This is a genomic window from Pseudomonas fluorescens (genome assembly GCF_001648775.1).
In the GTDB taxonomy this organism is placed as follows: domain Bacteria; phylum Pseudomonadota; class Gammaproteobacteria; order Pseudomonadales; family Pseudomonadaceae; genus Aquipseudomonas; species Aquipseudomonas fluorescens_M.
This window is the reverse complement of record NZ_LVEJ01000008.1, coordinates 125,412-151,163: the sequence shown is the minus strand read 5'-3', so window position 1 is coordinate 151,163 and position 25,752 is coordinate 125,412. Positions and strand designations below refer to the sequence as shown.

At 60.1% G+C, this 25,752-nt stretch carries 21 protein-coding genes; 14 read left to right on the top strand and 7 right to left on the bottom strand.

The window, feature by feature from the left end; all coding sequences use genetic code 11:
- Positions 1-265: 265 nt before the first annotated feature.
- Positions 266-1,078: an exodeoxyribonuclease III gene (gene xthA / locus A8O26_RS09390; protein ID WP_064117759.1), complete on the top strand. Its 813-nt coding sequence runs from the start codon at positions 266-268 to the stop codon at positions 1,076-1,078.
- A 186-nt stretch (positions 1,079-1,264) separates the two neighbouring features.
- Positions 1,265-2,599: a substrate-binding domain-containing protein gene (locus A8O26_RS09385; protein WP_064117758.1), complete on the top strand. Its 1,335-nt coding sequence runs from the start codon at positions 1,265-1,267 to the stop codon at positions 2,597-2,599.
- A gap of 131 nt (positions 2,600-2,730) precedes the next feature.
- Here the strand turns inward: A8O26_RS09385 and A8O26_RS09380 are convergent, their stop codons facing one another.
- Positions 2,731-3,960: an acyl-CoA dehydrogenase gene (locus A8O26_RS09380; protein ID WP_064117757.1), complete on the bottom strand. Its 1,230-nt coding sequence runs from the start codon at positions 3,958-3,960 to the stop codon at positions 2,731-2,733.
- A gap of 170 nt (positions 3,961-4,130) precedes the next feature.
- Between A8O26_RS09380 and A8O26_RS09375 the strand changes: the two genes are divergently transcribed.
- From A8O26_RS09375 to A8O26_RS09365, 3 genes are all read left to right on the top strand, one after another.
- Positions 4,131-5,060 (top strand): LysR family transcriptional regulator, encoded by a 930-nt coding sequence (locus A8O26_RS09375; RefSeq protein ID WP_016986544.1) that lies wholly within the window; start codon positions 4,131-4,133, stop codon positions 5,058-5,060.
- Between the two features lie 189 nt (positions 5,061-5,249).
- Positions 5,250-5,651, top strand: a complete 402-nt coding sequence (locus A8O26_RS09370) for a MerR family transcriptional regulator (RefSeq protein WP_064117756.1) — start codon at positions 5,250-5,252, stop codon at positions 5,649-5,651.
- A gap of 137 nt (positions 5,652-5,788) precedes the next feature.
- Positions 5,789-6,688, top strand: coding sequence for a hydroxymethylglutaryl-CoA lyase (locus tag A8O26_RS09365; protein ID WP_064117755.1), 900 nt, complete (start codon positions 5,789-5,791; stop codon positions 6,686-6,688).
- A 671-nt stretch (positions 6,689-7,359) separates the two neighbouring features.
- Here the strand turns inward: A8O26_RS09365 and A8O26_RS09360 are convergent.
- On the bottom strand, positions 7,360-9,057 hold the full coding sequence (locus A8O26_RS09360; protein ID WP_064117754.1) for an AMP-binding protein: 1,698 nt from the start codon (positions 9,055-9,057) through the stop codon (positions 7,360-7,362).
- A gap of 296 nt (positions 9,058-9,353) precedes the next feature.
- Between A8O26_RS09360 and A8O26_RS09355 the strand changes: the two genes are divergently transcribed.
- The 4 genes from A8O26_RS09355 (at position 9,354) to A8O26_RS09340 (ending at position 15,019) form a co-directional block, all read left to right on the top strand.
- Complete coding sequence (locus tag A8O26_RS09355; protein WP_064117753.1) at positions 9,354-10,517, top strand: isovaleryl-CoA dehydrogenase; 1,164 nt, start codon at positions 9,354-9,356, stop codon at positions 10,515-10,517.
- 12 nt (positions 10,518-10,529) lie between these two features.
- Complete coding sequence (locus A8O26_RS09350) at positions 10,530-12,137, top strand: carboxyl transferase domain-containing protein (protein ID WP_064117752.1); 1,608 nt, start codon at positions 10,530-10,532, stop codon at positions 12,135-12,137.
- 117 nt (positions 12,138-12,254) lie between these two features.
- Entirely contained in the window at positions 12,255-13,070 is an 816-nt protein-coding gene (locus A8O26_RS09345) for a gamma-carboxygeranoyl-CoA hydratase (protein ID WP_064117751.1), read from the top strand.
- Complete coding sequence (locus A8O26_RS09340) at positions 13,070-15,019, top strand: acetyl/propionyl/methylcrotonyl-CoA carboxylase subunit alpha (protein WP_064117750.1); 1,950 nt, start codon at positions 13,070-13,072, stop codon at positions 15,017-15,019. Before A8O26_RS09345 ends, A8O26_RS09340 begins: the two co-directional genes overlap by 1 nt.
- A gap of 40 nt (positions 15,020-15,059) precedes the next feature.
- Here the strand turns inward: A8O26_RS09340 and A8O26_RS09335 are convergent, their stop codons facing one another.
- Entirely contained in the window at positions 15,060-15,716 is a 657-nt protein-coding gene (locus A8O26_RS09335) for a LexA family protein (RefSeq protein WP_064117749.1), read from the bottom strand.
- A gap of 130 nt (positions 15,717-15,846) precedes the next feature.
- Between A8O26_RS09335 and A8O26_RS09330 the strand changes: the two genes are divergently transcribed.
- From A8O26_RS09330 to A8O26_RS09320, 3 genes are all read left to right on the top strand, one after another.
- Positions 15,847-16,185: a DUF6124 family protein gene (locus A8O26_RS09330; RefSeq protein WP_064117748.1), complete on the top strand. Its 339-nt coding sequence runs from the start codon at positions 15,847-15,849 to the stop codon at positions 16,183-16,185.
- 479 nt (positions 16,186-16,664) lie between these two features.
- Positions 16,665-17,816, top strand: coding sequence for a M14 family metallopeptidase (locus A8O26_RS09325; RefSeq protein WP_064117747.1), 1,152 nt, complete (start codon positions 16,665-16,667; stop codon positions 17,814-17,816).
- Positions 17,817-17,965: 149 nt separating this feature from the next.
- Positions 17,966-19,159 (top strand): MFS transporter, encoded by a 1,194-nt coding sequence (locus A8O26_RS09320; RefSeq protein ID WP_064117746.1) that lies wholly within the window; start codon positions 17,966-17,968, stop codon positions 19,157-19,159.
- On the opposite strand, the gene A8O26_RS09315 is transcribed toward A8O26_RS09320, so the two are convergent.
- Positions 19,156-19,701: a cytochrome b gene (locus tag A8O26_RS09315; RefSeq protein ID WP_064117745.1), complete on the bottom strand. Its 546-nt coding sequence runs from the start codon at positions 19,699-19,701 to the stop codon at positions 19,156-19,158. The genes A8O26_RS09320 and A8O26_RS09315 overlap by 4 nt on opposite strands.
- The gene (locus A8O26_RS09310) at positions 19,698-20,804 is read right to left on the bottom strand and encodes a catalase family peroxidase (protein ID WP_064117744.1); all 1,107 of its coding nucleotides are present in this window, start codon (positions 20,802-20,804) and stop codon (positions 19,698-19,700) included. The genes A8O26_RS09315 and A8O26_RS09310 overlap by 4 nt, the downstream gene beginning before the upstream one ends.
- Before the next feature lie 157 nt (positions 20,805-20,961).
- Between A8O26_RS09310 and A8O26_RS09305 the strand changes: the two genes are divergently transcribed.
- Both A8O26_RS09305 and A8O26_RS09300 read left to right on the top strand, forming a co-directional pair.
- Complete coding sequence (locus A8O26_RS09305; RefSeq protein WP_064117743.1) at positions 20,962-21,468, top strand: RNA polymerase sigma factor; 507 nt, start codon at positions 20,962-20,964, stop codon at positions 21,466-21,468.
- The gene (locus A8O26_RS09300) at positions 21,465-22,220 is read left to right on the top strand and encodes an anti-sigma factor family protein (protein ID WP_064117742.1); all 756 of its coding nucleotides are present in this window, start codon (positions 21,465-21,467) and stop codon (positions 22,218-22,220) included. The genes A8O26_RS09305 and A8O26_RS09300 overlap by 4 nt, the downstream gene beginning before the upstream one ends.
- 124 nt (positions 22,221-22,344) lie before the next feature.
- Here the strand turns inward: A8O26_RS09300 and A8O26_RS09295 are convergent, their stop codons facing one another.
- Entirely contained in the window at positions 22,345-23,316 is a 972-nt protein-coding gene (locus A8O26_RS09295) for a Csu type fimbrial protein (protein ID WP_064117741.1), read from the bottom strand.
- Positions 23,313-25,670, bottom strand: coding sequence for a fimbria/pilus outer membrane usher protein (locus A8O26_RS09290; protein ID WP_064117740.1), 2,358 nt, complete (start codon positions 25,668-25,670; stop codon positions 23,313-23,315). The genes A8O26_RS09295 and A8O26_RS09290 overlap by 4 nt, the downstream gene beginning before the upstream one ends.
- Positions 25,671-25,752 lie beyond the last annotated feature (82 nt).

Below are 25,752 nucleotides of genomic sequence, written 5' to 3'. Positions count from 1 at the left end.
GCGGCGCTCTTGTTGGTACGAACCTTTTACGGGTGGCGTGGTTCCCCACAGGTATAGACCAAGTCGAGATCTTCATCGACTGGGCGGACGCCTTCGCGAGCAAGCTCGCTCCCACATTTTGGAATGCGTTCCCCTGTGGGAGCGAGCTTGCTCGCGAAGAGGCCGGTCCAGGCAACACATGTCCCACAGGCCAAAATGATTTCTCCCACACTGGCCCATTTCCCCCCTGTCAGCTAGCATCGCCCTTTTGCCAGGACTGCCGACCATGAAGATCGTTTCCTTCAACATCAACGGACTGCGCGCCCGTCCGCATCAGCTGGCAGCGCTGATCGAAAAACACCAGCCGGACGTCATCGGCCTGCAGGAAACCAAGGTCCACGACGACCAGTTCCCGCTGGAAGAAGTCCGCGCCCTCGGCTATCACGTGTACTTCCACGGCCAGAAAGGCCATTACGGCGTGGCGATGCTCTCGCGTCAGGAACCGATTGCGATCCACAAAGGTTTCGCCACCGATGAAGAAGACGCCCAGCGCCGCTTTATCTGGGGCACCTTCGCCGACGCCAATGGCGTGCCGGTGACGATCATGAACGGCTATTTCCCTCAGGGTGAAAGCCGCGACCACCCGACCAAATTCCCCGCCAAGCAGCGTTTTTACAGCGATCTGCAAGCACTGCTGGAAAGCCAGTTCCACAACGAACAGCCGTTGGTGGTAATGGGCGATGTGAACATTTCCCCGGAAGACTGCGACATCGGCATCGGCCCGGACAACATGAAGCGCTGGCTGAAAACCGGCAAATGCAGCTTCCTGCCGGAAGAACGCGAGTGGATGGCACGCCTGAAGAACTGGGGCCTGACTGACAGTTATCGCCACTTGAACCCGGATGTGACGGACATGTTCAGTTGGTTCGACTATCGCAGCCGAGGCTTTGAAGATGAGCCGAAGCGTGGCCTGCGCATTGACGTGATTCTGGCGTCGCAGGGTTTGTTGCCACGGGTGAAGGCTGCCGGTGTGGATTATGAATTGCGCGGAATGGAAAAGCCTTCCGATCATGCGCCGATCTGGCTTGAACTGGCCTGATCTTCGAATCCTGCCCCCCCTGTGGGAGCGAGCCTGCTCGCGAAAGCGGTGTATCAGAGACATTTTTGTGACTGACACACCGCTTTCGCGAGCAGGCTCGCTCCCACACTTAGATCGCTGTCATCTGCAAGTAACTTTTCTGACTTAATCTCCCCGGCAATCCCCTTGGCTTGATTCGGTGCCGGCATGACCCTGCGTGTTCTGTGCGTGTTTCTCTTGAGTGCGTGGCTGACGGTTTCGGCCGCTGCCCTGCCCCTTCCTGAAAACGGCCCGGCGCTGCGCATTCAAGGCTCCAACACCATCGGCGCCGAACTCGGCCCGGCACTGGTTGAAGGCCTGTTGCAAGAACAGGGTCTGCTGAAAATCCACCGCGAAACCCCGGACACGGCCAACGAATTGCGCATCGTCGGCCAGACCCACGAAGGCAAACGCGTGGTCGTCGAAGTCGCCGCGCACGGTTCCAGCACCGGTTTCACCGCGTTGAAAAACGCCAGCGCCGATCTGGCCGCGTCCTCTCGCGAGATCAAGGACAGTGAGTTGCAGACCTTGCAATCACTCGGTGACCTGAAAAGCCCCACCGCCGAACAAGTCATCGCCATCGATGGCTTGGCGATCATCCTTCATCCCGATAATCCCCTCCAACAACTGGACACCGAGCAACTGGCGCGGATTTTCAGTGGCGAGGTGAAAACCTGGGAGGACCTCGGCGGGCGTGGCGGTGCGATTCATTTATATGCGCGGGATGATCAGTCCGGCACCTACGACACGTTTAAAGAACTGGTCCTTAGCCGGCGTGGGAAAAGTCTGAGCAGCAACGCGAAAAGGTTTGAGTCCAGCGAGCAATTGTCCGACGCCGTCAGCACGGACCCGCAGGGCATCGGCTTCATCGGTTTGCCTTACGTGCGTCAGGCCAAAGCCGTGGCGATTGCCGATGGCGCGTCGCAATCGATGTTGCCGCTCAACAGTCTGATCGCCACTGAGGACTACCCGCTGTCCCGGCGGTTGTTCTTTTATCTGCCACCCGCCAGCGACAATCCGTGGGCGAAGGCGTTGGTGGCGTTTGCGCAAAGTCGTCAGGGCCAGGCGATTGTGGCGGCCAATGGTTTTATCAGCCAGACCGTTCACGCCATGACTGTGGCGCCGAATGCGCTGATGCCTGAGGGCTATCAATCGCTCAGCCGTCACGCCCAGCGTCTGACGGTGAATTTCCGCTTTGAAGAAGGCAGCGCGACGCTGGATAACAAGGCGCGTCAGGATCTGGCGCGGGTGTTCGACTATATAAAGCGCCATGACAAGACCGAGCGCGCAGTGACGCTGGTGGGTTTTGGTGATCTCAAGGACGACCCGGCGCGGGCCGATCTGTTGTCGAAGCTGCGGGCGATGGCGGTGCGCCGGGAACTGGTGAAGAACGGCGTGGTGTTGCGCGAGGTTCGCGGCTTTGGTGCGTTGATGCCAGTGGCGGCGAACAATGCGGATGAGGGCAGGATCAAGAATCGGCGGGTTGAGGTTTGGGTGTATTGAACCTGATGGTTATGGACTGAATGTTCAGACCCCTTCGCGAGCAGGCTCGCTCCCACATTTAACCGCATTCCAATTGGAAGAATGCGATCCCATGTGGGAGCGAGCTTGCTCGCGAAGCAGGCGACGCGGTCTTAATGACTGCTACGCAGCATTTCCTTCGGCACATATTTGCCGATTTCGAACTTGCCGATCGCCGCGCGGTGCACTTCGTCCGGGCCGTCGGCCAAACGCAGGGTGCGTTGCATGGCATACATGTAAGCCAGCGGGAAATCGTTCGACACCCCGGCCCCGCCATGCATCTGGATCGCCCGGTCGATCACCCGCAGCGCCACGTTCGGCGCAACCACTTTGATCTGCGCAATCTCGCTCTTCGCCACTTTGTTACCGACGGTGTCCATCATGTACGCCGCTTTCAACGTCAGCAGACGCGCCATGTCGATTTCCATCCGCGAGTCGGCGATCTTGTCGACGTTACCGCCCAGTCGTGCCAGCGGCTTACCGAATGCAGTGCGGCTCACCGAACGTTTGCACATCAATTCCAGGGCACGCTCGGCCATGCCGATCGAACGCATGCAGTGGTGAATGCGGCCTGGGCCAAGACGACCCTGTGCGATTTCGAAACCGCGACCTTCACCGAGCAAAACGTTCTCGTACGGTACGCGCACATTGTCGAACAGTACTTCGGCGTGGCCGTGTGGTGCATCGTCGTAACCGAATACCGGCAACGGACGGACGATTTTCACGCCCGGGGTATCGACCGGCACTAGGATCATCGAGTGCTGGGCGTGGCGTGGTGCATCGGGATTGCTCAGGCCCATGAATATCAGGATTTTGCAGCGCGGATCGCAGGCGCCGGAGGTCCACCACTTTTTGCCGTTGATCACCCACTCGTCACCATCACGCACGGCGCGGGCGGCCATGTTGGTGGCGTCAGACGAGGCCACATCCGGTTCGGTCATGGCGAATGCCGAGCGGATTTCACCGCGCAGCAGTGGTTCGAGCCAGCGCTGCTTTTGTTCTTCATTGGCGTAACGCACCAGCACTTCCATGTTGCCGGTGTCCGGCGCCGAGCAGTTGAACGGCTCAGGCCCGAGCAGCGAGCGGCCCATGATTTCCGCCAGTGGTGCGTATTCGAGGTTGCTCAGGCCGGCACCGAGTTCCGATTCCGGCAGGAACAGATTCCACAGACCTTCGGCTTTGGCGCGGGCTTTGAGCTCTTCCATGATCGCCGTCGGCTGCCAGCGATCGCCTTCGGCAACCTGGCGTTCAAACACGGCTTCGGCCGGGTAAACGTAAGTGTCCATGAACGCGGTTACGCGCTCACGCAGTTCTTGCACCTTGGGCGAATAAGCGAAATCCATGAGCAATTACCTTCTCTGGCAGAGGTTGTTTAAGTCATGCAATCGATGCTAGAACAGCGTTGATAATTTACCTAGCCTATTCTCGGCGTGTATAAACATTCATCACCGATATATGATCGGCTGATTGCCAGCCCCTAAAACACCGCCCTTAAAACAAGAGAAGCCGCGTTATGAATCTGAGTAAGGTCGACCTCAACCTTTTCATCGTCTTCGACGCGATTTACACCGAAGCCAACCTGACCCGCGCCGGGCAGATTGTCGGCATCACCCAGCCGGCGGTGTCCAACGCCTTGGCGCGGTTGCGCGAGACCTTCAACGATCCGCTGTTCGTGCGCACGGCTCAGGGCATGGTGCCGACGCCCATGGCACAGAACATCATCGGCCCGGTGCGTAACGCGCTGTCGTTACTGCGTGTGTCGGTTCAGGAAAGCCGCATTTTCAACCCGGCGCAAGCGGTCAAGACCTATCGCATCAGCATGACCGACCTCACCGAGGCAGTGATTCTGCCGCCGCTGTTCCAGCGCCTGCGCCGCCTGGCGCCGACCGTCATTATCGAAAGCTTTCTGTCCAAACGTCGCGAGACCACCAAGGAATTGGCCGCCGGACGGCTGGATTTTGCTGTGGATGCGCCGCTCAACACCGACCCGCAGGTGCGTCACGTCAAACTGATGGAAGACCGTTACGTGTGCGCGATGCGCAAGGGCCATCCGATGGCGGGCAAGGAAAAGCTCTCGCTGGATGATTATTTGTCGCTGACGCATATCCATATCTCCAGCCGTCGCAGTGGCCTGGGCTATGTCGATCTGGCGCTGGGCAAAATGGGCATTCAGCGCAAGATTGCCCTGCGTTCGCAGCATTATTTGATGGCATCGCAGGTGATGCAGCAGACCGACATGGTCATGACCGTGCCGGAGCGTTTTGCCCGTCGGCATGAACTGCAAGCGTTCAATCTGCCGGTGAATGATGTGCCGCCGGTGGAGACGCATTTGTATTGGCATGAAAGCACCGATCAGGATCCGGCGAATCGCTGGATGCGTGAGCAGATGATCGAGTTGTGCCAGCAGGTGACGGCGCAGGAGAAGAAGCTCGATAAGGTGTAAGACTTTTTACCGCGTTATCGTTCTTCGCGAGCAGGCTCGCTCCCACATTGGAGTTGTGGTGTTCACAGAACCATGTGGGAGCGAGCTTGCTCGCGAAGAGGCCAGCACTGACAACAACAATTCATCCTGCTTGACGTAAACGTCAACCTGCCATTAGCTTAGCGCCAAGACCTTTTTCCGAGCGCTTCCATGAGCAGCCAGACTTACAGCATCTCCGACCTCGCCCGCGAGCTGGACATCACCACCCGGGCTATCCGCTTTTATGAAGAACAAGGCCTGCTCAGTCCTGAGCGCCGTGGCCAGGAACGCATCTATTCACCGCGCGACAAGGTCAGCCTGAAGCTGATCCTGCGCGGCAAGCGCATCGGTTTTTCGCTGGCCGAATGCCGCGAACTGATCGAGCTCTACGACCCGTCCAGCGGTAACACCAAACAGCTCAACAGCATGCTGGCGAAAATCAGCGAACGCCGCGAGCAGTTGGAGCAGCAGTTGCTGGACATCGAACAGATGAAGCTTGAACTCGATACCGCCGAAGAGCGCTGCGTGCAGGCGCTGGAGCAGACGCTCAAGAGTCAGCAGGCCGTTCAGTAACAACCCCATTCCCTGTGGGAGCGAGCTTGCTCGCGAATACGGTCTGACATTCAAATGTTTGTCGACTGATACACCGCTTTCGCGAGCAAGCTCGCTCCCACAGGGTTCTCCACGAATTCAAAAGAGCAGGTCAGCCCATGTCCCTCCCCTCCCAAGTACGCCTGATCGAAGTCGGCCCACGCGATGGCCTGCAGAACGAAGCCCAACCGATCAGCGTGGCCGACAAGGTGCAACTGGTCGACGCCCTCAGCGCCGCGGGCCTTGGCTATATAGAAGTCGGCAGCTTCGTTTCGCCCAAGTGGGTGCCACAAATGGCCGGGTCCGCCGAAGTGTTCGCGCAGATCCAGCGCAAGCCCGGCGTCACCTACGGCGCACTGGCGCCGAACCTGCGCGGCTTTGAAGATGCGATTGCCGCCGGGGTCAAGGAAGTCGCGGTGTTCGCCGCCGCGTCCGAGGACTTCTCACAGCGCAACATCAACTGCTCGATAAGCGAAAGCCTGGCGCGCTTTGCGCCGATCATGGAAGCGGCGAAGCAACATGGCGTTACCGTGCGCGGTTACGTGTCCTGTGTGCTCGGTTGCCCGTACGAAGGCACGGTCGCGCCGGAGCAAGTGGCGATTGTCGCGCGCGAGCTGTACGCGATGGGCTGCTACGAGGTTTCGCTGGGCGACACCATTGGCACCGGCACCGCGGGCGCGACTCGCCGCTTGTTCGAAGTGGTGTCGGCACACGTGCCACGGGACAAACTCGCCGGGCATTTCCACGACACCTACGGCCAGGCCATGACCAACATCTACGCCAGCCTGCTCGAAGGTATTTCAGTGTTCGACAGCTCTATTGCGGGCCTCGGCGGCTGTCCCTACGCGAAAGGCGCGAGCGGTAACGTTGCGACCGAAGACGTGGTGTACCTGCTCAACGGCCTGGGAATCGAGACCGGCATCGACCTGGACGCCTTGATTGCCGCGGGTCAGCAGATCAGCGCGGTGCTCGGTCGCCCGACCGGCTCGCGCGTGGCCAAGGCGCGCAGCGCACAGTGAGGGGCAAAGGTGTTACCGCTGTGTCGGCAATGTGGCTTTAAGCGAGTAACACGGAAACAAATTGTCTGGGTTTGTCGGAGTGAAAATTCGCCGAAATTTTTAAATCATTGATTTATATGGCTTTTTGAAAGTTGGCACGGCTTCTGCTATCTCTATGGCATAACAAGAATAAAAAGCAGCAAACCAATAAAAATAAGACGTACCGACTCTGACATAACAAAAACAACACGGCAGAGACGCAGCTAACAGATTTTTTTGGAGAAGGTGTGCTTTTCAGGGTGCTCTCAGGAGTGACCCGCAACCGGGCAGAGAACAATAAAACTACCTTCAGGTAGCTCCCGAATCGGTTGGATCGCTTAGCGAGAAAGTAGATCAGCGCTCAAAAAAATACGTTTGCTCTTGACCCCGGATGGGGGTCGCCAAAAACAGCGGTAAAGGGCCACGGTTGCCAAAAACAACAACAGACCGACCCTCAATAATAAAAAAGAGCACGCGACGACAAAATTAAAGGGGAGCCTCGGCTCCCCTTTGTGCTTTCTGTGATTCCTCTTTCCATCACCGCTGATCCCCCCTGTGGGAGCGAGCTTGCTCGCGAATGCGGTGTGTCATCAAAAAAGATATTGGCTGACCTGACGCCTTCGCGAGCAAGCTCGCTCCCACAGGGGGTGCGGTTACCGCTCGATAGCTTTCAGTTCTTCGATGCTTATTTCCCGCATCCTGAATTTCTGAATCTTGCCCGTAACCGTCATCGGAAACTCTTCGACGAATTTGAAGTGCCGAGGCGTCTTGAAGTGCGCGATGCGCTCCTTGCACCAGGTTTGCAGCTCCAGCTCCGAAGCGTTGTGGCCGGGGTGGAATTTGATCCAGGCAACAATCTCCTCGCCATAACGCGAACACGGAATACCGATCACCTGCACGTCCGCCACCGCCGGATGGGTGAAGAAAAACTCTTCGAGCTCACGCGGATAAATGTTTTCGCCGCCACGAATGATCATGTCCTTGTTACGCCCGGCGATGTTGACGTAACCCTCCTCGTTCATGCTCGCCAGGTCACCGGTGTGCATCCAGCCAGCCTCATCGATGGCTTCAGCGGTGGCTTGCGGGTTGTTCCAGTAACCGAGCATCACGCTGTAACCACGGGTACACAGTTCGCCGATGGTGCCGCGCGGCACGAGGTTGCCGGCCTCGTCGATGATCTTGCTTTCCAGTTGCGGCTGCGTGCGGCCGACGGTGGTCACGCGCAACTCCAGTTCATCGTTCGGCCCGGTCTGCAGCGACACCGGACTGGTTTCGGTCATGCCGTACGCGATCTGCACTTCGCTCATGTGCATCTCGCTGATGACCCGGCGCATCACTTCGATCGGGCACGTGGCGCCGGCCATGATCCCGGTGCGCAAACTCGACAGATCAAATTCTGCGCGTTGTGGCTGGTCGAGCATGGCGATGAACATGGTGGGTACGCCGTAGAGGCCAGTGGCTTTTTCTTCGGCGACGGTTTGCAGGGTCAGCAATGGATCGAACGCGTCGTTGGGGTAAATCATCGTGCTGCCGTGGGTGATGCAACCGAGGTTGCCCATGACCATGCCGAAGCAGTGGTACAGCGGCACCGGGATCACCAGACGATCACGCGGGGTCAGGCCGATGCTTTCGCCGACCATGTAACCGTTGTTGAGGATGTTGTAGTGGCTAAGGGTCGCGCCCTTGGGAAAACCGGTGGTCCCGGAGGTGTACTGGATGTTCACCGGTTGATCGAAGTGCAGGCTGTCGCTGCGTACGCTGAGTTGTTCTGGGGTAATGCTGGCCGCCATGTCGGTCAATTGTGACCACGGCAGGAAACCTGACGGCGGTTGCGGATCGAGGCTGATCACACCGCGCAACTCAGGCAACCGTTCACTGCGCAACTGGCCAATGGATTGTTCAGCCAGTTCTGGCACTAACCCTTGCAACATGCCGTGGTAGTTGGAGGACTTGAACGCCCCGGCGCAGACCAGCCACTGGCAGCCGGATTGCTTGAGCACGTATTCGAGTTCGGAACTGCGGTAGGCCGGGTTGACGTTGACCAGGATCACGCCGATTTTCGCCGTGGCGAATTGAGTGATGCACCACTGCGCGCAGTTTGGCGCCCAGATACCGAGACGGTCGCCAGCCTGCAAACCCAGAGCCAGTAGCGCTCTGGCGTGCAGATCGACCGCGTCGGCCAGTTGTCGCCAGCAATAGCGCAGCTGTTGATGGCGCACGACGAGCGCTTCACCGTCGGGGTATTGCGCGACCGTGTGATCGAACTTCTGCCCGATGGTCATCGCCAGCAAGGCTTTGTCCTGTGAACCACGGGTGTAGCTGCGCTGCGGGTTTGCACTGGGTTGATCCATGACGACCCCTATTGTCTTTATTAGTGGGTTTTGCCGGATTTAACCCTGTGGGAGCGAGCCTGCTCGCGAAGAGGCCAGCGGATTCAACATCCATGTTGACTGATCTGACGCTTTCGCGAGCAGGCTCGCTCCCACAAGGCCTGCTCCGTTTCAATCTTGAACTGCCCCTACTCTCGCTCAAGTTGACGTTAACGTAAAGGGTGATTGACAGCCATTCGTCACAGGCTTACGTTAACGTAAAGGTGAGAGCCGAGTGACCGCCCTCCCCACCCTACAAAAAAGCCAAAAGGTGACCCATGAGCTATCCCTCCCTGAACTTTGCCCTCGGTGAAACCATCGACATGCTGCGCGATCAGGTTCAGTCCTTTGTCGCCAAGGAAATCGCTCCGCGCGCCGCGCAGATCGACAGCGACAACCTGTTCCCCGCCGACATGTGGCGCAAATTCGGCGACATGGGCCTGCTCGGCATCACCGTGCCGGAAGAGTACGGCGGCGCTGGTCTGGGTTACCTGGCGCACGTCGTGGCGATGGAAGAAATCAGTCGCGGCTCTGCTTCGGTGGCACTGTCCTATGGCGCGCATTCCAACCTCTGCGTCAACCAGATCAACCGCAACGGCAACCACGAACAGAAATGCAAATACCTGCCGAAGCTGATCAGTGGCGAACACGTCGGCGCGCTGGCGATGAGCGAACCCAATGCCGGTTCCGACGTGGTCTCGATGAAACTGCGCGCCGACAAACGCGGTGACCGCTTCGTCCTCAACGGCAGCAAAACCTGGATCACCAACGGCCCAGACGCCAACACCTACGTAATCTACGCCAAGACCGATCTGGAAAAAGGCCCACACGGCATCACCGCATTCATCGTCGAACGCGACTGGAAAGGCTTCAGCCGCAGCAACAAATTCGACAAGCTCGGCATGCGCGGCTCCAACACCTGCGAGCTGTTCTTCGATGATGTCGAAGTGCCAGAGGAAAACATCCTCGGCGTGCTCAACGGCGGCGTGAAGGTGCTGATGAGCGGCCTCGATTACGAGCGCGTCGTGCTCTCCGGCGGCCCAACCGGGATCATGCAGTCGTGCATGGACCTGATCGTGCCGTACATCCACGACCGTAAACAGTTCGGCCAGAGCATCGGCGAGTTCCAGCTGATCCAGGGCAAAGTCGCCGACATGTACACCCAACTCAACGCCAGCCGCGCTTATCTCTATGCGGTTGCCCAGGCTTGCGAGCGTGGCGAAACCACCCGTAAAGACGCCGCCGGCGTAATTCTCTATACCGCCGAGCGCGCCACGCAAATGGCCCTCGACGCAATCCAGATTCTCGGCGGTAACGGTTACATCAACGAATTCCCGGCGGGTCGTCTGCTGCGTGACGCCAAGCTGTACGAAATCGGCGCCGGCACCAGTGAGATCCGTCGCATGCTGATCGGTCGTGAACTGTTCAACGAAACCCGCTAAACGGAGCTGACCATGGCTACCCTGCACACTCAGCTCAATCCCCGTTCGGCAGAGTTTGCCGCCAACAGCGCGGCGATGCTCAAACAGGTCGACGCCCTGCACACCCTGCTCGCCCAAGTGGCGCAGGGTGGTGGCGCGAAAGCTCAGGAGCGTCACACTTCACGGGGCAAACTGCTGCCGCGTGAGCGCATTAACCGCTTGCTCGATCCGGGCTCGCCGTTTCTGGAAATCAGCCAATTGGCCGCCCATGCCGTTTACGGTGAAGACGTACCGGCGGCCGGTGTGATCGCCGGGATCGGCCGGATCGAAGGCATCGAATGCATGATCGTCGCCAACGATGCGACGGTTAAGGGCGGTTCGTACTATCCGCTGACCGTAAAAAAACACCTGCGCGCACAAACCATCGCGCAGCAGAATCGTCTGCCGTGCATCTATCTGGTCGACTCCGGCGGCGCCAACCTGCCGCGTCAGGACGAAGTGTTCCCGGATCGCGAGCACTTCGGGCGGATCTTCTTCAACCAGGCCAACATGAGCGCGATGGGCATTCCGCAAATCGCCGTGGTCATGGGCTCCTGCACCGCTGGCGGCGCTTATGTGCCGGCGATGGCCGACGAAGCGATCATGGTGCGCAATCAGGCGACAATCTTCCTCGCCGGCCCGCCGCTGGTGAAAGCCGCGACCGGTGAAGTGGTCAGCGCCGAAGATCTGGGCGGTGCCGATGTGCATTGCAAGATTTCCGGGGTCGCCGACCATTACGCCGAGAGCGACGAGCACGCCCTCGCCCTCGCCCGCCGCAGCGTCGCCAACCTCAACTGGCGCAAACTCGGTGAACTGCAGCAACGCGCGCCGATTGCACCGTTGTACGCCAGCGATGAGCTGTACGGAGTCGTTTCCGCCGACGCCAAGCAACCGTTCGATGTGCGCGAAGTCATTGCGCGACTGGTCGACGGTTCGGTGTTCGATGAATTCAAGGCGCTGTTCGGCACCACGCTGGTCTGCGGTTTCGCCCACCTGCACGGTTACCCGATCGCAATTCTGGCAAACAACGGCATCCTCTTCGCCGAAGCCGCGCAGAAAGGCGCGCACTTCATTGAGCTGGCCTGTCAGCGCGGCATTCCGCTGCTGTTTCTGCAGAACATCACCGGTTTTATGGTCGGTCAGAAATACGAGGCCGGCGGCATCGCCAAGCACGGCGCGAAACTGGTAACGGCGGTGGCTTGCGCGAAAGTGCCGAAATTCACCGTGATCATCGGCGGCAGCTTCGGCGCCGGTAACTACGGCATGTGCGGACGCGCTTACGATCCGCGCTTCCTGTGGATGTGGCCGAACGCGCGCATCGGCGTGATGGGCGCCGAACAGGCGGCTGGCGTGCTGGTGCAGGTCAAGCGAGAACAGGCTGAACGCAGCGGCCAGACGTTTAGTGCCGAGCAGGAAGCCGAGATCAAGCAACCGATCCTCGACCAATACGAAGAACAGGGTCACCCCTACTATTCCAGCGCACGGCTGTGGGACGACGGCGTCATCGACCCGGCGCAGACCCGCGATGTGCTGGCCCTGGCCTTGTCCGCGTCGTTGAACGCGCCAATCGAACCGAGCCGCTTCGGCGTGTTCCGGATGTGATTTTTTGTGGGAGCGAGCCTGCTCGCGAATACGGTTTGTCAGGTAGCGGATACGTCGACTGATACATCGCTTTCGCGAGCAGGCTCGCTCCCACAGGAACCGTGGAGACGGATGAATATGAGCGATTTCAACACCCTCGAACTGCACAGCGACCCACGCGGCTTTGCGACGCTGTGGCTCAACCGCGCAGAGAAGAACAACGCGTTCAATGCCGAAATGATCCGCGAGCTGATCCTCGCGCTGGACAAGGTCGCCAGCGACGCCAGCCTGCGTTTCCTGCTGGTACGCGGCCGTGGCAAGCACTTCAGCGCCGGCGCCGATCTGGCGTGGATGCAGCAATCGGCCGAGCTCGATTACCACACCAACCTCGACGACGCCCGTGAACTGGCAGAGCTGATGTACAACCTCGCCAAGCTGAAAATCCCCACCGTGGCCGTGGTGCAAGGTGCGGCGTTTGGCGGCGCGCTGGGGTTGATCAGTTGCTGCGACATGGCGATTGGCGCCGATGACGCGCAATTCTGCCTGTCGGAAGTGCGCATCGGCCTGGCGCCGGCGGTCATCAGCCCGTTCGTGGTGCAGGCGATCGGCGAACGCGCGGCACGGCGTTACGCGCTGACGGCCGAACGGTTTGGCGGGCAACGGGCGCGGGAAATCGGCTTGTTGTCCGAGAGCTATCCGGCCGCAGAGCTGGATCAACAGGTCGAACAGTGGATCGACAATCTGCTGCTCAACAGCCCTGCCGCGATGCGCGTCAGCAAGGACTTGCTGCGTGAAGTCGGCAACGGCTCGCTGACCCCGGCGCTGCGCCGTTACACCGAAAACGCCATCGCCCGTATTCGCGTCAGCCCTGAGGGTCAGGAAGGCTTGCGCGCCTTTCTGCAAAAACGTCCGCCGAGCTGGCAAGCCGCAACCACCACCAAGGAGCCGCGTTGATGAGCGCACCTGTACTCACCACCCTGCTGGTGGCCAACCGTGGCGAAATCGCTTGCCGCGTGATGCGCACCGCCAAAGCCCTGGGCCTGACCACCGTCGCCGTGCACAGCGCCACCGACCGTGAAGCGCGGCACAGCCGTGAAGCAGATATACGCGTCGACCTGGGTGGCAGCAAAGCGGCCGACAGTTATCTGCAAATCGACAAACTGATCGCGGCGGCCAAGGCCAGCGGCGCGCAGGCGATTCATCCGGGTTATGGCTTTTTGTCCGAGAACGCTGGCTTCGCTCGCGCGATTGAAGCGGCCGGCCTGATCTTCCTCGGCCCGCCCGCCTCGGCCATCGACGCGATGGGCAGCAAATCTGCCGCAAAAGCGCTGATGGAAACCGCCGGTGTGCCGCTCGTACCGGGTTACCACGGCGAAGCACAGGACCTCGATACGTTCCGCGATGCCTGTGAGCGCATCGGCTATCCGGTGCTGCTCAAAGCCACAGCGGGCGGTGGCGGCAAGGGCATGAAAGTGGTTGAGGAGGTCAGCCAGCTCGCCGAAGCGCTGGCCTCCGCTCAGCGTGAAGCGCAGTCGTCGTTCGGCGATTCGCGGATGCTGGTGGAGAAATACCTGCTCAAGCCACGTCACGTGGAAATCCAGGTGTTCGCCGATCAGCATGGCAACTGCCTGTATCTGAATGAGCGAGACTGCTCGATTCAGCGTCGGCACCAGAAAGTTGTCGAAGAAGCGCCGGCACCGGGCCTGACCGCGCAACTGCGCCGCGCCATGGGCGAAGCGGCTGTGCGCTCGGCGCAGGCGATTGGATATGTCGGCGCCGGTACCGTTGAGTTTCTGCTCGATGCCCGTGGCGAATTCTTCTTCATGGAAATGAACACCCGCTTGCAGGTCGAGCATCCGGTGACCGAAGCCATCACCGGTCTGGATCTGGTCGCCTGGCAGATTCGCGTGGCCCGGGGTGAAGCGCTGCCGATGACTCAGGATCAAGTGCCGTTAAAGGGTCATGCGATTGAAGTGCGCTTGTATGCCGAGGATCCGGCGAACGATTTCCTGCCGGCCACCGGGCGTCTGGATTTGTATCGTGAGTCGGCTGCCGGGCCGGGGCGTCGAGTCGATAGCGGGGTTGAAGAAGGTGATGAAATCTCGCCGTTCTACGACCCGATGCTCGGCAAACTGATTGCCTGTGGCGAGGATCGTGAGCAGGCGCGCCTGCGTCTGTTGAGCATGCTCGATGAGTTTGCGATTGGCGGCTTGAAGACCAACATCAACTTTTTGCGGCGGATCATCGCGCATCCGGCGTTTGCCGCCGCGGAGCTGGATACCGGGTTTATTCCGCGTTACCAGGAGCAATTGTTGCCGGCGCCCGAAGCGTTGAGCGATGCCTTCTGGGAGGCGGCGGCGCAAGCGTTCGCACAAAGTCTGCCAGCCGTGGCGCGAGCAGATGATCCGAGCTCACCGTGGGCTTGCGGCAACGGTTTGCGCGCCGGTCTGCCGCGCGAAGTCACTCTGCACTTGAGCTGTGAAGGTCAGGACCGGGCGCTGACGCTGGGTGCCGCCAGCAACGCGAAACTGGCGGCTGACGAGTTGATCGTCGAGCACGATGGCGTGCGCCGTACGCTGCGGGCGATTCGCCAGGGTGACTCGCTGTACCTGCAATGGCAAGGTGAGTTGCGCCGGGTCGAGACGTACGACCCGATCAGCGCCGTCGAGGCCAGCCACAGTCATCAGGGCGGTCTGACCGCACCGATGAACGGCAGCATTGTTCGGGTGCTGGTCGAGGCCGGCCAATCGGTCGAGGCCGGTGCGCAATTGGTGGTGCTGGAAGCGATGAAGATGGAACACAGTATCCGCGCGCCTCACGCGGGAGTGATCAAAGCGCTGTATTGCCAGGAAGGTGAAATGGTCGGCGAAGGCAGCGCTTTGGTTGAACTGGAAGCTGTGTGAACGGGAGGATCGATCCTGCACCTGGCGAGGATCGATCCGACTAGTAACGCGCGGTTGCCTGAACCACGACACCGATGATTCGACACTCGTCGGTTAGCAGGGCTTTGGGCCAGGTCGGATTGAGCGGCACCAGGTAACGCTGGCCGCCCTCTTCGTCAAGTTTGCGAAAGATCGCTTCATCGCTGTCCGGCCACTGGGCGATCACCAGTTTGCCGGGCACCGCTTCCACCTCCGGATCGACCAAAATCAACATGCCTTCGGCAATGCTCGGGCCGCGCGGTGCGGTCATCGAATCCCCCGCCACCGTCAGCCAGAACGCCGCGCCTCGGGCGTGGTAATCGGTCAGTTCGAAACGCTGCTTGTCGGCTGAGACGTAGGCGGGTTGCCCACTCTCGCGCGCCTCGCAGGGCGTGTGCCAGTCGCTGACCGGGTATCGGAAGTACGGGTTGTACTTCTGCGCCAGTGGCATCTCATCGTCGGGCGTTATCTGCGGCTCACGAATCACCAGCACGACCTCCAGGAAGTCCATGCCGAGTGCCTTCAGCACGCGATTCATTTGGGTAATGCCCGGTTCACGACGTTTGTTCAGCCAATGGCCGATGCCGCCCTGGGACATGCCGACGCGCTCTCCGAGCTCTGTTTGAGTGACTTTGAGTTCACTCATCTTGGCCTTGACCAACTCAATCCATTTATCCATGTGCGGCACCTTACGCGGACGCCTTCGGCCGGCAAAACACATATTGTAGTATTTAAATTCTGGTCACAACTACGCATCGTACTATTCTGCAAGCACGGATTTTCAATCGAACAAGGAGTGGCCCTTCATCATGAATATCACCAGCAAAGACTTGCCCGATCTGCAAATGGACACCTCTTTCACCTCGCCCCAAGGTAATGCGGCAGCACAACGTGCCCTCGATTACTACCTGAAACCAGCTGTTTCAGAACCCGTGGCTGATGAGCGTTTTTTCGACGTGAGACGTCACCTCAGTGGCGAGGAAGCTTTGGTGCACGCTTCGGACCTGTTGCGCTGCGCTGCCGCCACGGCATTCAAGGCAGCGGAAAACCTGCAGGGCGCGAGCCGCGACCTGGCGTTTTCAGTGGTGCACATGGTGGACATGGCGCGGGCGATGGTCGACCACTCGCTCGATGGCGATGAAGTCTGAGCAACAGAGTGCGGACGGACGGGAAAGAATTTTCCAATCGCGCAGATAAAAACATTTGACTTGTAAATGATAATGATTATTATTGCATGCAGCTGGTCGCGAGATCAGTCGATGGACCAGAGACCTTAGGTCGGTCTTCTGGACTATCTCCTCATCAGGCTAATCACGGTTTTTGACCCGGCTTTTTGCCGGGTCTTTTTTTTGCCCGTTTTTCGGGCTTGTGGCTTCAGGCTAATGAAGTCTTTAGTGTTGCAAATTCGATGGCGCGGATAATATCAAAAGAATATCGCTTGGCAAGCCGAGCCCGGCCACATTGGGGCAAACTAATGACAATTAGCACTTGAGAATCAATCGCATAGCCTCTAAGCTGCGTGCGCGTCATGGAGGACGCCCCCCGCCACAACCCCGCAATTCCCCTCGGTTTCAGCCCTGCCTGCGTGTACAGTAACGCCCATAAAAATCATATTCAGGAAACGATTATGACCGTGGGCAAATCTTCGTTCGACATCAGCGCCAACTTCGACAGCGGCAATATCCAAGTCATCGACATCAGCAACCCGCTCAATCCGGTTCTGGCCATTCGCCCGGATACTCGCAGCGCCCATTTCCAGTGGTTCCACTTCAAGGCCAGCGGCCTGCATGTCGGTCAAGAACACTGGTTTCGCCTGAATAACGCCAGCCAGTCCACGTACAGCAAGGGCTGGCCCGGTTATCAGGCCGTCGCCTCCTATGATCACGTCAACTGGTTCCGCGTGCCGACCATTTTCGAGGGCGACTGCCTGCGGTTTTCCCTCGAAGCGACGCAGACGCACGCCTGGTTCGCCTACTTCGAACCCTACAGCCGTGGTCGTCACGACTGGCTGATCGAGCAGGCACTGAGCAAGGCCGGCACCGAGTTGCTGGCGACCGGTAAAAGCGTCGAAGGGCGCGACATTCAGTTGCTGCGCAAAGGCACCGGCGCCGAAGGCCAGCGTAAAATCTGGATCATCGCGCAGCAGCATCCCGGCGAACACATGGCCGAATGGTTCATGGAAGGCGTGATCGAGCGCCTCGAAAGACACGATGATCCGGTACTGAACAAATTGCTCGCCAGCGCCGATCTGTACCTGGTGCCGAACATGAACCCGGATGGCGCGTTCCACGGCCATCTGCGCACCAACGCCATGGGCCAGGACCTGAACCGTGCCTGGCAGAACGCCAGCCAGGAAATCAGCCCCGAGGTGCTGTTCGTCCAGCAGCAAATGGAAAAGTACGGCGTCGATCTTTTCCTCGATGCCCACGGCGATGAAACCATTCCCCATGTATTCACCGCCGGTTGCGAAGGCAACCCGGGCTACACGCCGCGCATCGAGAAGCTCGAAGAACACTTCCGCAACCACCTCAAACACACCACCAAAGACTTCCAGACCAAGTATGGCTACACCCGCGACGAACCGGGCCAGGCCAACATGACGCTCGCCTGCAACAGCGTGGGTCAGAAGTACGACTGCCTGTCGCTGACCCTGGAAATGCCGTTCAAGGATCACGATGACGCTCCGAATCCGGAAACCGGCTGGTCGGGCAAACGCTCGAAACAATTGGGCAAAGACGTGCTGACCACGATTGCCGACATGGTCGACACCCTGCGCTGATTCCCTCCTCGCTTCCTGCAAAAGATCGCAGCTTGTCTGCGATCTTTTGCTGTGTGCCGTTCACAGTCTCATGCAAATAGGTTGCAAAATAAAACCACAATCAATACCGTGATTCAGGTTTTAATTTGAAACCAAAAAGGACTCTGGACATGAAACCTCTGCAAAGCCGTGTCGTTCTGCTCTTCTCCGTGGCCTGCGGACTGGCCGTGGGCAACGTGTATTACGCCCAGCCATTGCTGGATGCGATGGCCGAGGCATTCGGCATGTCGCCGGCCTCCATTGGCATCGTCATCACCCTGACCCAAATCGGTTACGGCATCGGTCTGGTGTTACTGGTGCCCCTCGGTGATCTGCTCAATCGACGCCGATTGATCGTCAGCCAAACGCTGCTGTCGGCAGCGGCGCTGCTGATGATTGCGCTGGCGCCCAACAGTCTCTGGCTGCTGCTGGGCATGACTTTGACCGGGCTGCTCGCCGTGGTCACGCAGGTGCTGGTGGCTTACGCGGCAACGCTGGCGGAGCCGGCACAGCGTGGGCGTGTGGTCGGGGTGGTCACCAGCGGCATCGTCGTCGGTATTTTGCTCGCACGCACAGTGGCCGGCGGCATGGCTGATCTGGCCGGGTGGCGAGCGATTTATGTGCTGTCGGCGGGATTGACGTTGCTGATGGCCGTGCTGTTATTTCGTGTTTTACCCAAGGATGAACAAGCGCAACCGACCACCACTTATGCCGCACTGATCGCCTCGGTGTTCAGCCTGTTCAGGGAAGAACCGGTGCTGCGCCAACGCGCGATTCTGGCCCTGCTGACCTTCGCCAGCGCGATGGTGCTGTGGACGCCGATGGTGTTACCGCTGGCCGCGCCACCGCTCTCGCTTTCCCACAGCGAAATCGGATTATTCGGACTCGCCGGTGCCGCTGGCGCACTGGCCGCAGCACGCGCCGGGCATCTGGCGGATCGAGGTCTAGGGCAATGGGTCAGTGGTTTATCGCTGGTACTGATGCTCGGCTCATGGCTGCCGATCGCCCTCACCCAATCCTCACTCTGGGCATTGCTGCTCGGCGTGATCACCCTGGATCTGGGCCTGCAAGCCGTGCACGTCACCAGCCAGAGCATGATCTACAGCGTGCGCCCGCAAGCGCAAAGCCGCCTCACTGCGGGGTACATGCTGTTTTATTCGATCGGCAGTGCGCTGGGTTCGATCGCCTCAACCGCCATTTACGCGTCAGCGGGCTGGATCGGCGTGTGCCTGCTCGGCGCCGGCATCAATGCCGTCGCGCTGGTTTATTGGTGGCTGACGCTGAAAAGCGGCGCACCGGCACGATGCGCCACTCAAGCGGGTTAGTCGCGATCGCGGCCGCGCAACATGCTGTCGAGCACCTCGTCACGGCGCACCCAGCCATGAAACAGCGCCGCCGCCAGGTGCAACAGCACCGTCAGGAACAACAAGTACGCCAGGTAGCCATGTGCCTTGCGCAACAACGCAAACAGCTGCGCATCGGCCGGCACAATCGACGGCAGTTGCAACGTCGTGCTGAGCATCACCGGTTCGCCCGATGCGCTGATCATCGCCCAGCCGAGCAATGGCAGTACCAGCATCAAGGCGTACAGCAACAGATGCGAAGCCTTCGCCGCCAGCACCTGCCAGTCCGGCAGATCCGCTGGCAATGGCGGTTGGCGCGTGGACAGGCGTACCAGCAGCCGCACAATCACCAGCAACAGGATCGCAATCCCCAATGGCTTGTGCAGATGGATCAGCCATTCATGCCGCTCCGACACCGAAGTGACCATGCCGGCACCGATGAACAGCATCGCGATGATCATTACCGCCATCAGCCAATGCAGCAGCCGCGCCAGCAGCGCGAAATGAGTCGGTTGAGCGCTCATGGGCGAGCCTCCTGTTTGGCGGCGGGCAACTGGCTGACTTCGCTGGTGCGGCGCAGGTAGGAATCGGCGTAACCGGCGGAACGCGCCGCGAGCAACGGGTCGTCGCTGCCTTGAATACCGGCCGGCAGCACCAGCGGGTCGTAGTTGATGTCGCGGCATTCACCACTGAGTTGCGGCTGGGTTCTTTCCAGCACAAGGGTGCCGGCGTTCAACACTTTGCGCCCCTCGGGCCAGGTTTTGCTGGCGTCATTGACCGGATCATCGGCGTTGGCCAGGGTGATATTCAACTGGAACCGCAGTGGCGCGGCGGCCAGCCGTTGCACCAGGTCTTTTTCCAGAAAGTCGCTGCCCTCAGGTGCCATTGCCCCCGCAGCGTCTTGCGCCAACGGCTGCATGCTCCAACGCACTGCCTGCTTTTTGCCGCTGGCGTCGACCAGGTAGAACGCGTTGACGCTGTTATAGGTTTCGGTGGCGTAGCTGGCCGATGGCTTGGCTGTCTTGATCCACGTCAGAAACGGCACGGTCTCGGGGTGCGAGGCAAAGAACGCCGGGACCTTGGCCGGATCAGGTTTACCAGTGGCCGGATCGGGCGACTGCGCCTGCTGCAACTGATAGAACGCCTCGGGTGTGCCGACCGGGAACACCGGCATGCTGTTCATCCCGGTGCGCCACTGCTGCCCGTTGGCCTGGGTGAAACGCAGTGCCAGGCTGCGAATCGGCACGCTGCTGTCCGGCGCATAGGGATTGCCCGCCGGCAAAGCGAAGCGCCCGACCACCGGGGTCTGCGCCTCGTTGAACACTTGTGCGGTGGAGAACACCCGCGCCTCGCCACTGCTCTCGAAATGCCCGATCACGCACACACCTTTGGCGTGGTTACGGCGGAATCCGGGATGCACGCCGTTGTTCTTCTCCAGCACATCGACCAGCGCTTTTGGCGTCAGGCGTTGTGGGTCAAAGTTGCCGTGAACGTAGGCAAACGCCCCGGCCACGGCGGCAACCACCACGGCAATGCCGCTCAGGCGCAGTATCAGGCTCGCGGCACTCAGTGGCGGGCGCTGCGGCCTGCCGGGCGGTGAAGCGTTGGGTGAGGTGCGATCAACCATGAAAGACTCCAGGGCCAATGGCCACAAGTAGGAAGAATCAGCAAGACGCGCCTCGTTGAGGTTTATTCCACAGTGCGGTATTTATTTTTCCGAACGTGGAATAACCTCCACCGACAAGCGTCTCCCTAGTCCACAGCGTAGTGACTAGCAGAATTTCATGAGCGAATTCGACGAACAGTTGAGAGAAATCATTCCCAGATTGCGCCGCTTTGCCGTGTCATTGACGCGCAACAGCAGCAGCGCCGACGATCTGGTGCAGGCCAGCCTGGAGCGGGCACTGTCGAGTTGGGGCGGCAAGCGTGCCGACGGCGACTTGCGTGCCTGGCTGTTTGCGATCCTCTATCGGCAGTTTCTCGATGCACATCGCCGCTCCCGGCGCTATGCACGCATGCTCGAGTTTTTTACCGGCCGTGATGATGCCGAGCCTTCGGTTGAGCGTACGGTGATCGCCCAATCGACCCTGCAAGCCTTCGATCGCCTGCCGACTGAACAGCGCGCCCTGCTGCTCATGGTCTCGGTGGAAGGCCTTTCCTATAAAGAGGTCGCCGAGATTCTCGACGCCCCGATCGGCACCGTGATGTCGCGCCTGTCCCGTGCCCGCCAGGCCTTGCGCCAACTCAGCGACGGCGAAATCAGCAGCCCTTCTTTACGGATACTCAAATGATCAGCCTGCCTCCCAACGAGCGTGATTTGCACGCTTACGTCGACCACCAGCTCAGCGACGCCGACCGGCGTGTGCTGGAAACCTGGCTGGCCAGTCACCCGGATCAAGCGGCGCAGGTTCGCGCCTGGCAACAGGACGCTCAGCAACTGCGCGCAGCGCTGGGCGGTGCGTTGCAGCAACCGGCCAATCCGGCCCTCGACCCGACGGTGATTCGCCAGCGCCGTCAGCGCCAGGCACGTCGGCATCTGGCCAGTGCGGCGGTGTTGCTGATCGCGGTCAGCGTCGGCGGGCTCAGTGGCTGGCAGGCGCGCGAAATGACCCTGGTGCGTCAGTCCATGTTGCCGATGACCGACGCGCTGCAGGCTTATCGGTTGATTGCCCAGCAAGGCATGCTGCCAGCCGATTACAAGGTCGACAGTGACGGTGACATGCAGCGCTGGCTCGATCGCTACTTCACTCAGGCAAGTCGTTTACCGGACTTGAAGGCGGCCGGGTTTGAACCGGTCAGCGGGCGTCTGCTCAGTACCGATGAAGGCCCGGCAGCGATGGTGATGTATGAGGACGGTAGCGGGCACAAGGTGAGTTTTTACGTGCGCCCGCCGGGGCCGAAAAACACCTTTTTGCCGCGCGGTGTCCGCAGCGACGGGGATTTGCAGGCTGAGTATTGGTCAGGGGGCGGCTACAACTATGCGATGGTCAGCCCGGTCGATACGCCGGCGGCACAACAGCTCAAGCAATCGCTGCAATTCTGAATCCTGTGAGCATTCAAATGTGGGAGCGAGCCTGCTCGCGAAAGCGCTGGATCAGCAACACTGATGTCGACTGACACACCGCCTTCGCGAGCAGGCTCGCTCCTACAAAGGTTCTGCGTCAGGCTCAAAAACCTACGTCGAGTACCACATTGTCCAGATACGTCCCCGCCGGCGGCGTGGTCTGGTCGGTGTAGATTTTCGCGTTGTAATTGAAGATCTGGCTGCCCGTGCCCAGTCCGTTACCGGGATTGACCTCGGCGTCGGTACTCGCCCGCCGCGCCGCGCCGACACTGCCCCAGCGCGTAGTGCCGGCACTTTTGAAAATGTCGTAAGCCAGATAATTGCTCCCGGAAATCATCCGGCGCCGCCCGCCCGCACTGACCGGGTTCTGGCCGTCGCTCAAGCCCACGGTGTAGGCACTGCCCTTGGTGCACGCCAGATTGATCGTCTGCCCGGTCACTGGCGTGAAAGCACTGATCACCGGCGCGCTGCCGAAGGCAATGTTCGGCGCGGTGATCGTGCAGTCGTTGGACACCGTCAGGTTGACCGTCAACGACGTCGTGCCATTGGCGATATCGCGCCCGAGGCAGATGGCGCCGATACCGATGCCCGAGCAGTAATTCCAGTTCCAGAAAATGCTCAGCGTTTCGGTGTACACGCCGGCGGCGACGTTGCTGCCAATGGTGGTACCGAGATAAAGCGGCACCGTTTTCGGCGTTGTGCCGTTGAGCAGGCCCAGGGCATCGATGATGCCGTTGCGCGCAAAGTCATAGGCCGTGCCGCGAGTCAGCGGATAACTGGTGCTGTTGTTGGCGTAAATCGTGTAGCTGATGACATCGCCGCTCGGCCCGACCAATCCTCCCTGAGTCGACGAAACGGTGCCCCAGAAGTGATCATTGCTGGTCAGTAAGGACAGCAACGAACCGGTGCAGCTCAACCCGGCATTCAGTGTGGAGCTGGGTTGGGACGTCGTACGCACGGCAATCGAACTGAGTGTGCCGAATGCCGCCGGTGTGGTCGCGACCACCGAACATGCCGCTAGCGCCGCGCCCGGCAGCAACAGTGCCAGGCATAGCCACCAGCGTGCGCTGATCACTGGCACACCAACGGGCCAATCAATGGCACCTGATCCTGATTCAGATCGACACTGAACTGCGCCTGACAGGTCTTGCCGTCAGCCAGCGTGACTTGCAGCGAATTCTGCGCCTGCAGGTTTTCCAGATAGACCAGCCCATCCCAACCGACTACCGTCCGCGCCCCGCTCTGCTCGTGCAGCACACCCGCGCCCAGCGGCAATTCGCGTTGCTGCGCGTCGACCAGCACGATGCTCGCGGCAATCACCCGGGTCAGCGGAAATTCCAGCAAGTAGCCGCTGCCACGGCGCACGGCGATGCGTTGTTCAACGTTGGGACTGCGCACGTTGGCCGGCAGATTCAACGGATCGATTTCATACTTGCCGCGGTAATACGCGCTGCTCCACGGCACCAGTAAATGGCCGTTCTTGTCGGTCTGGCCGACCTGCTGGTTTTCATAACGCACCGGAATGTCGGCAAAGCCATCGGTGCTGACCACCACAAACGCGTCATCGATGCGATTGGCGGCGAACACCTGCCGGTCCATCCACACCAGCGAACCACTGGCATCCGCCCAGCGGGTTTCGGCGTCGGAAGTGCCGTAGACGCCAGCCTGCAACTGCACCGATTGCAGGCGCCAGGTCACGTCGGCCTGACGATAATCAGCGCCATCACCCTCGGCGTAACCCAGATTGAAGCCCACACCGCCCTCGGTCGGCACCGCTCGGCTGTAGTTGACGCGCTGCTGGCTCTGGCCGGTTTTACTGCGATCGCTGCTGATTGCCAGGCTGCCGCGCAGATCGATCGGAATCACCAGCTGCGCCTGCACCGCCCAATTGCTGTCACCGATCTCGCGGTTGGCTGAGAGGTAAAAACTGCTGTTGCGCCACAGGGGTTTGCTCCAGCTCAGGTTAAGCAGGCGCGTGCGCGAATCGTCCGCCGCGCGCACATCGAAATATCCGGCGCCGAGGCTGCCCCAGCGGTCGAGATTAAGACTCAGGGTCGCCTGTTCGCTGCGCCGGCTGAGGCTGATGTAAGGGCTGTCGACCACGCTCAGGTCGGCGTATTGCTGGTGGCGTTGCAGGCGTTGGTAAGAAAAACTGAAACGCTGGTTGCTGTACTGATAACCGAGGCTCAGTTGCTGGCCGCCCTCGCCATCGAAGCGGCTTTGGCTGACGGCACTGTTGAGCACGCCGAAATTGCCCAGGCGCACATTGCCCCCGAGGCCACCGAGGGTCAGCGACTCGGCGGCTTCGGCATGGCTTTCGAGGGTGAAGCTGTCGCTGACACCATAACGCAGGCTGCCCGAGGTCACGCCCGGTCCGTAGTTGAAGTCCTTCAGTGCGTAATCACGGCGCAATGTACCGGCGGCCACCGAAAAATCGCTCAAGCCCTTTTGCAACAGGCTGCTGGTGACATAGAACGGTACGGTGGTCGAGACCTGTCGACCAAGCGCATCGGTGGTCACCACCACCGCCTCCCCGGCGCCGTTGATGAACGGAATGTTGGTCAGGGTGTAAGGCCCCGGCTGCAAGTCGGCGCTGCTGGATTTGTAGCCGTTGATAAACAGATCTACCGAGGACGGCACCGCCGCTTCGCCAGCAAATTGCGGCAACGGGTAAGTCACCAGATCCGGGCGTACCGCAAAGTCCCGGGAAAACTGCACACCGCCCAAGCGCACCGAGTTGCTCCATGGCAAGGCGCCGCTGACCACGTCACCGGCCTCGTAAGTGAGCATTCGCTCGTCATCGGAATAACGCCAGGTGGTGTCGTAACGCAGGTAGCCGTTGTTCAGCGTGCTGAGCGAATCCCCCGACAGGGTGCGCCGGTATTGCCCGGTATTGGACAGCGTGCCCCAACTGTCGAACAGCCGCACTTCGTTCCAGGCTGCCAGGTAGGTGCCGGCATCGTCGGTGTCATTCAGGTACAGATCGTAGTTGAGCAACGCGCCGAAACTGCTCAGCGCCGGGGTGCGCGGGTAAGCCTGGCGATTGCCGATGAATTGTTCCGGCAGCCAGTCCGGCGGCACGTCCAGCAGCAAGCGCTGGCCGACACTGTCGTACTCGCTGTGCAGCCCCGGCAGACTGTCGAGATCAACTTCGTCCGCCACGTTTTCAGGCAGTTTCATCCCGGTTTCACGCAACACCGTAACGGGCAGGAACAGGCGTCCGCCACGTTGTTGCACCGCCACTACCCGCCCGGTATTCATCTGGTTGACCACCAGTTCGAGAAACAACTGAGCATCACTGACGGCCTCCATGCCGCTGGGTGGCGGCGGCAGTTCGCCGGCCCCGGATGGTTGAACGAACACCAGGCAACACGCGCCGGTCATGAGCCACAACGGACGCTGAAGACGTCGAGCCCATCCTGGGCTCATACACGTTTTACGTCCGTCAATGGACTGAATCCTCCTGATACATCCCTGGCCGAATCAGCATGATCTGACTCGACTCACTTCG

Excerpts from the sequence above, each read along its gene's own strand:
- A8O26_RS09365 (WP_064117755.1), top strand. The coding sequence starts at position 5,789 with ATGTCCCTCCCCTCCCAAGTACGCCTGATCGAAGTCGGCCCACGCGAT.
- A8O26_RS09355 (WP_064117753.1), top strand. The coding sequence starts at position 9,354 with ATGAGCTATCCCTCCCTGAACTTTGCCCTCGGTGAAACCATCGACATG.
- A8O26_RS09350 (WP_064117752.1), top strand. The coding sequence starts at position 10,530 with ATGGCTACCCTGCACACTCAGCTCAATCCCCGTTCGGCAGAGTTTGCC.
- A8O26_RS09290 (WP_064117740.1), bottom strand. The coding sequence starts at position 25,670 with ATGAGCCCAGGATGGGCTCGACGTCTTCAGCGTCCGTTGTGGCTCATG.
- A8O26_RS09375 (WP_016986544.1), top strand. The coding sequence starts at position 4,131 with ATGAATCTGAGTAAGGTCGACCTCAACCTTTTCATCGTCTTCGACGCG.
- A8O26_RS09320 (WP_064117746.1), top strand. The coding sequence starts at position 17,966 with ATGAAACCTCTGCAAAGCCGTGTCGTTCTGCTCTTCTCCGTGGCCTGC.
- A8O26_RS09315 (WP_064117745.1), bottom strand. The coding sequence starts at position 19,701 with ATGAGCGCTCAACCGACTCATTTCGCGCTGCTGGCGCGGCTGCTGCAT.
- A8O26_RS09325 (WP_064117747.1), top strand. The coding sequence starts at position 16,665 with ATGACCGTGGGCAAATCTTCGTTCGACATCAGCGCCAACTTCGACAGC.
- A8O26_RS09305 (WP_064117743.1), top strand. The coding sequence starts at position 20,962 with ATGAGCGAATTCGACGAACAGTTGAGAGAAATCATTCCCAGATTGCGC.
- A8O26_RS09370 (WP_064117756.1), top strand. The coding sequence starts at position 5,250 with ATGAGCAGCCAGACTTACAGCATCTCCGACCTCGCCCGCGAGCTGGAC.
- A8O26_RS09340 (WP_064117750.1), top strand. The coding sequence starts at position 13,070 with ATGAGCGCACCTGTACTCACCACCCTGCTGGTGGCCAACCGTGGCGAA.
- A8O26_RS09300 (WP_064117742.1), top strand. The coding sequence starts at position 21,465 with ATGATCAGCCTGCCTCCCAACGAGCGTGATTTGCACGCTTACGTCGAC.
- A8O26_RS09360 (WP_064117754.1), bottom strand. The coding sequence starts at position 9,057 with ATGGATCAACCCAGTGCAAACCCGCAGCGCAGCTACACCCGTGGTTCA.
- xthA (WP_064117759.1), top strand. The coding sequence starts at position 266 with ATGAAGATCGTTTCCTTCAACATCAACGGACTGCGCGCCCGTCCGCAT.
- A8O26_RS09330 (WP_064117748.1), top strand. The coding sequence starts at position 15,847 with ATGAATATCACCAGCAAAGACTTGCCCGATCTGCAAATGGACACCTCT.
- A8O26_RS09335 (WP_064117749.1), bottom strand. The coding sequence starts at position 15,716 with ATGGATAAATGGATTGAGTTGGTCAAGGCCAAGATGAGTGAACTCAAA.
- A8O26_RS09385 (WP_064117758.1), top strand. The coding sequence starts at position 1,265 with ATGACCCTGCGTGTTCTGTGCGTGTTTCTCTTGAGTGCGTGGCTGACG.
- A8O26_RS09310 (WP_064117744.1), bottom strand. The coding sequence starts at position 20,804 with ATGGTTGATCGCACCTCACCCAACGCTTCACCGCCCGGCAGGCCGCAG.
- A8O26_RS09345 (WP_064117751.1), top strand. The coding sequence starts at position 12,255 with ATGAGCGATTTCAACACCCTCGAACTGCACAGCGACCCACGCGGCTTT.
- A8O26_RS09380 (WP_064117757.1), bottom strand. The coding sequence starts at position 3,960 with ATGGATTTCGCTTATTCGCCCAAGGTGCAAGAACTGCGTGAGCGCGTA.